Here is an 8,472-nt window from a genome sequence, read left to right on the forward strand (position 1 = left end):
CAAATAATCGCCCGCGCACACAGTACGCCTCGTCTGAACTGGAGAAATATGAAGCCCCTTTTCCGTAATGCACGTTCTGCTACACGTGGTACCGCCCTTGTATCAGCCCTAGTGGTATCCACACTCATGTTCACCGCGTGCGATGTCTCCAACGCTGGTAACGGTGGCGACAAAGCTGAGGGGAGCGGTGAAATCAACCTCTACACCTCGGAACCGGAAGCAAAGATCAACGAAGTCATTGAAGCGTTTAACGAAGAGAACCCTGACATCCAGGTCAAGGTCTTCCGTGCTGGAACCGGCGAACTGAAAACACGTATCGCCTCTGAGAAGAAGTCGGGAAAGATCGGTGCTGACGTGCTCTTAGCCGCAGACGTTCCCACTTTTGAAGGGTTCAAGAGTGAAGACGAATTGGTCAAGCTCGACAAGGTTGAAACCGACGGCATCGAAAAAGAGCAGGTCGACGCGGACGGGTACTACGTGGGCACCCGCATCATCCCGACCGTGATTGCATACAACACGGACAAGGTAAAGGAAGCTCCGAAGTCGTGGGCCGAACTCACTGACTCCAAGTTCAAAGACCAGATCGCAATGCCTAACCCTGAGGTTTCCGGGGCGGCAGCGTTTAACACCGCGCTGTGGCTTGACCAGCCAGAACTAGGTGAAGACTGGCTCAAGAAGCTTGGCGAAAACAAGCCCAAAGTTCTGGAGTCCAACGGCCCAGTCGCACAGGCAGTAGCTGACGGATCATCGCCGGTCGGCATCGTCGTGGACTACCCAGTGCGCGACCTAGCAGACAAGGGTTCCCCCGTTGCAGTGAGCTACCCCTCGGACGGCGTGCCGTATGTGAACCAGCCTGCAGGCGTGTTCAAAGACTCAAAGAACCCGGAAGCAGCCCAAGCATTCGTGAGCTTCCTGGTGTCCAAAGAAGGCCAGGAGCTAGCAGTCAAGCAGAACTACGTGCCGGTGCGCTCTGACGCCGGTGCCCCTGAAGGTGCACCCGCTCTCACCGACATCAACCTGATCCAGCCTGACTACGCCAAGGTGAAGGAACAGCAGGACGGTGCAGTAGAGAAGTTCAAGGAGATCATGGGGTGAGTTTGACTCACCACAGTCCCGACTCCCGTACCACTACCTCCGCGCACAACTCATCGCGCGCTAAGGTCTGGCGGGAGTCGGGACTCCGAGTCCCAGGGCTACGGCTCGCAGTGTGGGCTGCAGTCCTGGTGACGATTGCTTTACCACTCACGGCGGTAGTTTCAACAGGCTTGAGCTCCGCTGGGCTCCAAACGTTGCGCAACCCTGACCTGTTGACAGCCGTACTCAACTCGCTGGTGAGTTCCGTGTGCGCGGCACTCGGGGCGACCGCGGTGGCGCTCGTGCTCACAATTGCACTGGACAGGTTCAAAGTGCCGGGGGCCACCGCCTTGCGATGGCTGTTCCTGTTGCCGTTCCTGATCCCGCCGTTCATCAGTGCGATGTCGTGGATCGCTTTGTTCTCACCTTCGGGACCGCTCCGCTCGCTCTTAGGGACAGTTCTCCCGAGCAACATTTACGGTGCCGGCGGCGTGATCCTGCTTCTCACTATCACATCCTGGCCCATGGCGTACTTACTCATCAGCTCTGCCATGGCACGCATTCCCAGCCAGCTCGAAGAGGCCGCGCGTGTGTCCGGCGCATCAACCGCCCGCATATACGCCACCATCACGCTCCCGCTGCTACGGCCCGCGCTCATGGCGTCGCTGGTACTGACATTCGCCAGTAATCTGTCGGACTTCGGAATCCCCGCACTCCTAGGGCTTCCCGCCAACTACACCACCCTCACCACCCTGGTGTACCGGTTCATCGCGTCCCACTCAGTGCTTAACCCACTCCCGGCGGCCTCGGCGGTCGGAACCCTCCTCTTGACCCTGGCATGCCTCGCCGTCTTCGTTCAGCGCTCCGTGGGAACGACCTCGGCGGCGGCATCCACCCGCCCCACCCAACCGGCCGCGCGCACCCCACTCATGTGGGCACTCACCGTGATCCTCTGGGTGGGAGCTCTCATTACGACCGTGCTGCCCCTGCTTGCGCTCATCCGCCAAGCGATCCTGCCAGCCCCAGGCGTACCACTGCGAGCAGACACCGTCACGTTCGCGAACTTCACACACGCACTTTCCAACCCATCCGTGCTGTCAGGCGTGGGTAACTCAGTGCTCCTGGCCTTAGGCGCTGGTGTCGTATGCACTGTTCTGGGGTGGGCGGTCGCCCTGCTCCTCACTCGCACCCGCAGCTTCGACAATGTGGGACTCGACATTTTCGCGCTCCTCCCACAGGCGCTCCCTGGGTTGGTCGTAGCGGTGGCGTGGCTCTTGGTTTCACCGCTACTTGGAATCTTCAACACGCTGTGGGCAATACTCGCCGCATACGTCATGGCGTTCAGCGCGATCGTCGTCCAAATGGTTCGACCCACCTCCGCGGCTTTGAGCCGCTCTTTTGAAGAAGCCGCCCAAACCGCAGGTGCTAGCCCCACACGGGCGCTGTTAACCACCTCGGGCCGATTCACCTTCCCCATTGCCATCACAGGGGGAGTGGTGGTCGCCCTCACCGCGGTTCGCGAACTCACCATCTCGATCCTGCTCGTGGCCCCCGGCACCCGCACCTTGGGTGTGGTCATCTTCAACTTGCAACAGGCGGGCGACTACTCAGCGGCCAGTGCGCTCGCAGTCCTGGTGTGTCTGGTGGGCATACTGGGGCTTGGCCTCGTCACCGCCTCCAACCGAAAGGCCAAAGCATGACCGCTCTTGAACTCAACGACATCAACGTGCGCTACCCCGGAGGTGGCGGCCTGTTCGACATCTCTCTTGCCGCGGACACCGGCGAGTTCATCTGCCTTGTGGGACCGTCGGGGTCGGGTAAGACGACGTTGTTGCGCACGGTTGCGGGATTTTTGCGTCCCGTGTCTGGTGGTATGCGGATCAACGGCGCCGAGGTCGTTTCTGACTCTGCGTTCGTGGGCCCTGACAAGCGAGGGCTGGGTATGGTGTTTCAGGATCACGCGGTGTGGCCGCACATGTCGGTGGGGGAGAATGTCGCCTACCCGTTGAAGGTGAGCGGGCTGAAGGGCGCCGAGGTGCGCGACCGTGTCGCTCAGACTCTCACCCAGGTGGGGCTGACTGGGATGGCGGACAGGAAACCAGACTCTCTGTCTGGTGGGCAACGGCAGCGTGTGGCAATTGCGCGGGCGATCATTGCGAAACCGAACGTGGTGCTGTTCGACGAGGCGCTGTCTTCCCTGGATGAACCCCTGCGTGCAGATCTGCGTGGCCAGCTCAAAGCGCTCACAGAAGAGCTTTCGCTGACGGCGGTGTATGTGACGCACGACCGCTCCGAAGCCCTTGCACTGGCCGACAGGATTGCCGTTCTCAACGCCGGTCGAATCATTCAGTACAGCGACCCGCAACAGGTGCTGAACGCTCCGCAAGATCCGTTCGTTGCACAGTTCATGTCCGATGCTGGCCTGTTCCCCGTCACGGTTGCAGGTGGTGACAGCGGGGGCGGACGTGGTGATGATGGGGTCGTTGTTCTTGAAAACGGGTCGCGGGTCACTGGTTTTACTCGCATGCACGCCGAGGTGGACCCGGTCCTCGCTGTTGGCGACGGCGATGCGCGTGTGTGTCCCGCTGGGGAGGGCCACGTGGACGGGACAGTCGAGTCTGTCCTGTTCGACCGGGCAGGTTGGTGTATGCAGGTGCGAGTGTGGGATCAGGCGCTGACCGTTTTGAGCGCGGGCGATCGTCCGCGCGTGGGCGACACCGTTGGCGTTATGTTCACGAGCGGAACGCTGTTTACGCGTGAAAGCTCGCGCTGACTTCGCGTCTACTGAACCATCACGTCAGGCGCAGGTCTGTGACACAGGTGGCACCGTCGTCGGTGGTGGAAAACTCCGTGGTGCCGGTACGCCCCTGGTAGCTGACCTCAATCAGGCCGGTGGCATCATTGGGAAGCCAGAAGCCAATAAACCCGTTGTCGAAGGTGGTTGTCGCCTCGTCCACCAGCACCTCACCGGTCGCCTCATCGGTGATCGTGACCTGGATATCCTCATTGTCGAGTTCCCCCAGGCAGGTCGTGAGGCTGTGGTAGAAGCAGTCGTGAGTGGAGGTGAGATAGGGTGCGATCGAGACATACGTCTGATTGTCGGGAAGATCGACCACGACTTCCTGGTCATCGCTCGAGAGCAGCAGTTCATCGGCACGCACTGAGGCGATCAGATCCGTGGGACGCTCAGTGACCTTCTGCCGGTCGAGGTGATCAATGATCTCCACCGCGTCCATGTCGGCCAGGCCATGGGAAGTCAGGAATGTATCCTGGGACACCGTCCCGTCGGCGGTGGGTTCCGGTTCGGCGGCCGAACACCCCGTGAGGGCGAGGGCAAGGGCGGCGACTGCGATCGCTGCTCGTTTCACGTCAATCTCCTTGGATCGTGGTAAGACTGTGAGAAGACACCGCCTCAAGGTCGATGCCATACCTTTATCTAGCACGGGTGCCGGACGGACTAGAAATCAAAAACCCTGCTCACGGCCTTTTAACAGGGCGAAAAGGGGGTGAATTCGGTGGGCTGGGTCACCACCGGGACACCACCCCGCAGCCGTGGGCGATGTCCTTCCACCCGCCCCGGGTATGCGGTGTAGGCAGTGAAATCCCTGGTGGCGCCTGCTGAACCGACCAGGGGAGGCGATGCCGCCGGCCCGGGGTGGGGCACAGGGGTGACGGCGGTCGAAGGGTGATATTTGAAGATTTGATGAAGATCTCCCCGCCGGGCACTGAGCGAGGGTGGTATTCCCCCTGCCCGGAGCGATACTGGGGTCTATGGCTGACCACACACCGACCACCGCCACGCCCCCGGGGCGGGTGCTGGTCGTCGATGATGAACAACCCCTGGCTCAGATGGTGGCCTCCTACCTCATCCGGGCAGGCTTCGATACCCGCCAGGCGCACACCGGCACCCAGGCCGTGGACGAGGCCCGTCGCTTTTCCCCCGATGTTGTGGTGCTGGATCTGGGGCTACCCGAACTCGACGGTTTGGAGGTGTGCCGACGGATCCGCACCTTCTCGGACTGCTACATTCTCATGCTCACCGCGCGTGGCAGCGAGGACGACAAGATCAGCGGTTTGACCCTGGGGGCGGATGACTACATCACCAAACCTTTTAGCATCCGGGAACTGGTGACCCGGGTGCATACGGTGCTGCGCCGCCCGCGCACCAGCACCACCCCAGCGCAGGTGACCACCCCCTTGATCGTTGGCGACCTCATCCTTGACCCCGTCGCCCATCAGGTGCGGGTGGGGGAGACGACCGTGGAGCTCACCCGTACGGAGTTCGAGCTGCTGGTTGCCCTGGCCCTGCGCCCCGGCCAGGTGCTGACCCGCCACGACCTGGTCACCGAGGTCTGGGACACCACCTGGGTCGGTGATGAACGCATCGTCGATGTCCACATCGGCAACTTGCGTCGCAAGCTCGGCACCGACACCCGGGGCCGGGGGTTTATCGACACCGTGCGTGGCGTGGGCTACCGGGTGGGGCAGTCATGAATCACGGACCCGGCCTGACCTTCCGCTTCCTGACCGCCCAGGTGTTGGTCGTGGTGATTAGCCTGCTGGTGGCCGCGGCCGTGGCCACGATGGTGGGCCCGACCCTGTTCCATGATCATATGTTGATGGCCGGCCGGAAGGACCCCTCGCTGGAGCTGTTCCATGCCGAGCAGGCCTACCGGGACGCCAACCTGATCACCTTGGCCTTCGCCCTGCCCACTGCCTTGATCAGCGCCCTGCTGGCCAGCCTGTGGTTATCGCGTCGTCTGCGCACCCCCCTGCAGGATCTCACCCGCGCCGCTACCAGCCTGGCGGCCGGTAACTCCCGTATCCGCGTGCCCGCCGGAGAAGCAGGCCCCGAGGTCGCCACCCTGGCGCATGCCTTCAACACCATGGCCGACCGGCTGGAACACACCGAACAGGTCCGCCGCCAGATGCTCTCTGATCTGGCCCACGAAATGGGCACCCCCTTATCGGTGCTCACGGTCTACCTCGATGGTCTCCAGGACGGGGTCGTGGACTGGAATAATGCCACCCACACGATCATGGCTGACCAACTCACCCGCCTGACCCGGTTGATGGGAGACATTGACGATGTCTCCCGGGCCCAGGAACACCGGATCGATTTGGACCTGGCGGAGGAAGGGCTCGGGGATCTGCTTCATACCGCCGCTGCTGCCGCGGGGGAAGCTTATGCTGACAAAGGCGTCGATTTACAGGTCGAGACCATTACGGACACCGCCCGGGTGGTCGTGGACCGGCAACGCTTCGGCCAGGTGATGAGCAATCTCCTGTCGAACGCGTTACGGCACACCCCGGCCGGCGGGCAGGTCCGGATCAGCGTCCACCGACAGGGGGCGTCCACCGCGCTCATCCACGTCGCCGATGACGGCGAGGGCATCCCACCTGGCCAGCTTGGACACATCTTCGAACGCTTCTACCGGGGGGATGCCGCCCGCAGCCGGGACAACGGCGGGGCCGGTATCGGTCTGACCATCTCCAAGGCATTGATCGAGGCCCACGGCGGCACTCTCACCGCCACCTCCCCCGGACCCGGTCGCGGAGCGGTGTTTGTCCTCCGCCTCCCGCTGTCCCCTCCCGACAGTGAGGAGGCTGCTCGGTGACCACACCCTGCCCGCGTGAGGGCCGTGCCCTCCACCCCTTGACAATGTACCCCGGGGGGTACATGTTAGCGAGCGTTACCGCATCCCACCGACCCGTAGGAGCTTTCCCATGATCACCTCCCCGCCCCGCCTCTTGCCGACGGCCTCCCACGGCTGCAGCTGTTGCGGACCTGCCTCACGTGCCGACACCGCCTCCATCCCTGCCACCAGCGACTCGTCAGCACGAGGGTCTACCCCTAGCTACCAGGTCACCGGCCTGACCTGCGGGTACTGCGTGAAAAGCGTGACCCAGGCCCTTCAGGCCCTCCCCCAGGTCGACGACGTCCAGATTGATCTCGTTGCTAGTGGTGTTTCCACCGTCACGGTCACCGGTGTCGTACCTCCGGAGATGGTTCGCCGAGCCATCGAAGAGGCCGGCTACACCGTCTTATCCTGATCAGTTTTACCCATCATCTCGACCCCGACCGGGTTGAGTGGAAAGGAACGTTATGAGCACTCCACACCATTCCGGTGATCACCATGGTGATCACCCCGCTCCGGAAACAGACCACACCTATCACCCGGATCATGCCAGCCACGAACACCACGCATATGCCGACACCCATGGCCAGGCGATGCCCCACGATCACCCGCATTCCGCCCTGGACGAAGACCACCACGTTCATGGTCACGGCGAACACGCCGGACACAGCACCGCAATGTTTCGGGAACGCTTCTGGTGGTCGCTGATTCTGTCCATTCCTGTCGTTATTTTCAGCCCCATGGTCGCCCAACTGCTCGGCTACCGCCTCCCGGCATTCCCCGGATCCACCTGGATCCCCCCGGTGCTGGGCACGATCATCTTCGTCTACGGCGGGACGCCTTTCCTCAAGGGCGGATGGAAAGAACTGAAATCCCGCCAACCCGGGATGATGCTCCTGATCGCCATGGCCATTACCGTGGCGTTTGTCGCCTCCTGGGTCACTACTCTGGGGCTGGGCGGTTTTGACCTGGACTTCTGGTGGGAGCTGGCCCTGCTGGTGACCATCATGCTGCTGGGCCACTGGCTGGAGATGCGCGCTCTCGGGGCCGCGTCCTCCGCGCTTGACGCGCTGGCTGCCCTGCTGCCGGATGAGGCCGAGAAAGTCATCGACGGGACCACCCGCACCGTGCCCATCTCCGAGCTGGTCGTCGACGACGTCGTGCTGGTGAGAGCCGGTGCCCGGGTGCCGGCCGACGGAACCATCCTCGACGGAGCCGCCGAATTCGATGAGTCGATGATAACCGGCGAATCCCGTCCCGTCTTCCGCGACACTGGTGACAAGGTGGTCGCCGGTACCGTGGCCACCGACAACACCGTCCGCATCCGGGTGGAGGCTACCGGCGGGGACACCGCCCTGGCCGGGATCCAACGCATGGTTGCCGACGCCCAGGAGTCCTCCTCCCGGGCCCAGGCCCTGGCGGATCGGGCGGCGGCGTTGTTGTTCTGGTTCGCGCTGATTTCCGCTCTGATCACCGCGGTGGTGTGGGCCATCATCGGTAGCCCGGACGATGCCGTGGTGCGCACGGTCACGGTGCTGGTCATCGCCTGTCCGCACGCTCTGGGCCTGGCGATTCCGCTGGTCATTGCGATCTCCACCGAGCGGGCCGCGAAATCCGGGGTGCTTATCAAGGACCGGATGGCGCTCGAGCGGATGCGCACCATCGACGTGGTGCTCTTCGACAAAACCGGCACCCTGACCGAGGGGGCGCACGCGGTCACCGGTGTCGCGGCAACTGTCGGCGTCACCGAGGGCGAGCT

At 62.9% G+C, this 8,472-nt stretch carries 8 protein-coding genes; 7 read left to right on the forward strand and 1 reads right to left on the reverse strand.

Annotated elements, in window-relative coordinates; translation table 11 throughout:
* The first annotated feature begins 48 nt into the window (after nt 1-48).
* From HMPREF0183_RS10560 to HMPREF0183_RS10570, 3 genes are read left to right on the forward strand one after another with little or no spacing between them, the layout of a single operon-like run.
* Entirely contained in the window at nt 49-1,095 is a 1,047-nt protein-coding gene (locus HMPREF0183_RS10560; protein WP_245527160.1) for an ABC transporter substrate-binding protein, read from the forward strand.
* On the forward strand, nt 1,092-2,774 hold the full coding sequence (locus HMPREF0183_RS10565; protein WP_211205349.1) for an ABC transporter permease: 1,683 nt from the start codon (nt 1,092-1,094) through the stop codon (nt 2,772-2,774). The genes HMPREF0183_RS10560 and HMPREF0183_RS10565 overlap by 4 nt, the downstream gene beginning before the upstream one ends.
* On the forward strand, nt 2,771-3,847 hold the full coding sequence (locus HMPREF0183_RS10570) for an ABC transporter ATP-binding protein (protein ID WP_005885896.1): 1,077 nt from the start codon (nt 2,771-2,773) through the stop codon (nt 3,845-3,847). Before HMPREF0183_RS10565 ends, HMPREF0183_RS10570 begins: the two co-directional genes overlap by 4 nt.
* Before the next feature lie 19 nt (nt 3,848-3,866).
* Here HMPREF0183_RS10570 and HMPREF0183_RS10575 read toward each other — a convergent pair whose 3' ends face one another.
* Complete coding sequence (locus HMPREF0183_RS10575) at nt 3,867-4,442, reverse strand: CueP family metal-binding protein (protein WP_040349020.1); 576 nt, start codon at nt 4,440-4,442, stop codon at nt 3,867-3,869.
* Between the two features lie 403 nt (nt 4,443-4,845).
* On the opposite strand from HMPREF0183_RS10575, the gene HMPREF0183_RS10580 reads away from it, so the two are divergent.
* The 4 genes from HMPREF0183_RS10580 to HMPREF0183_RS10595 form a co-directional block, all read left to right on the forward strand.
* On the forward strand, nt 4,846-5,568 hold the full coding sequence (locus HMPREF0183_RS10580) for a response regulator transcription factor (protein WP_005885900.1): 723 nt from the start codon (nt 4,846-4,848) through the stop codon (nt 5,566-5,568).
* Nucleotides 5,565-6,692: a sensor histidine kinase gene (locus HMPREF0183_RS10585; protein WP_005885902.1), complete on the forward strand. Its 1,128-nt coding sequence runs from the start codon at nt 5,565-5,567 to the stop codon at nt 6,690-6,692. The genes HMPREF0183_RS10580 and HMPREF0183_RS10585 overlap by 4 nt, the downstream gene beginning before the upstream one ends.
* 109 nt (nt 6,693-6,801) lie before the next feature.
* Nucleotides 6,802-7,128, forward strand: coding sequence for a heavy-metal-associated domain-containing protein (locus tag HMPREF0183_RS10590; protein WP_040349022.1), 327 nt, complete (start codon nt 6,802-6,804; stop codon nt 7,126-7,128).
* A gap of 52 nt (nt 7,129-7,180) precedes the next feature.
* Nucleotides 7,181-8,472: HAD-IC family P-type ATPase (locus HMPREF0183_RS10595; protein ID WP_040349024.1), on the forward strand; the 1,292-nt coding region annotated here is incomplete at its 3' end.

The organism is Brevibacterium mcbrellneri ATCC 49030 (assembly GCF_000178455.1).
Classification (GTDB): Bacteria; Actinomycetota; Actinomycetes; order Actinomycetales; family Brevibacteriaceae; genus Brevibacterium; species Brevibacterium mcbrellneri.

What these genes read in the sequence shown, in the direction of transcription:
- HMPREF0183_RS10560 (WP_245527160.1), top strand. Translation starts at nt 49, where the DNA reads ATGAAGCCCCTTTTCCGTAATGCACGTTCTGCTACACGTGGTACCGCC.
- HMPREF0183_RS10570 (WP_005885896.1), top strand. Translation starts at nt 2,771, where the DNA reads ATGACCGCTCTTGAACTCAACGACATCAACGTGCGCTACCCCGGAGGT.
- HMPREF0183_RS10580 (WP_005885900.1), top strand. Translation starts at nt 4,846, where the DNA reads ATGGCTGACCACACACCGACCACCGCCACGCCCCCGGGGCGGGTGCTG.
- HMPREF0183_RS10585 (WP_005885902.1), top strand. Translation starts at nt 5,565, where the DNA reads ATGAATCACGGACCCGGCCTGACCTTCCGCTTCCTGACCGCCCAGGTG.
- HMPREF0183_RS10590 (WP_040349022.1), top strand. Translation starts at nt 6,802, where the DNA reads ATGATCACCTCCCCGCCCCGCCTCTTGCCGACGGCCTCCCACGGCTGC.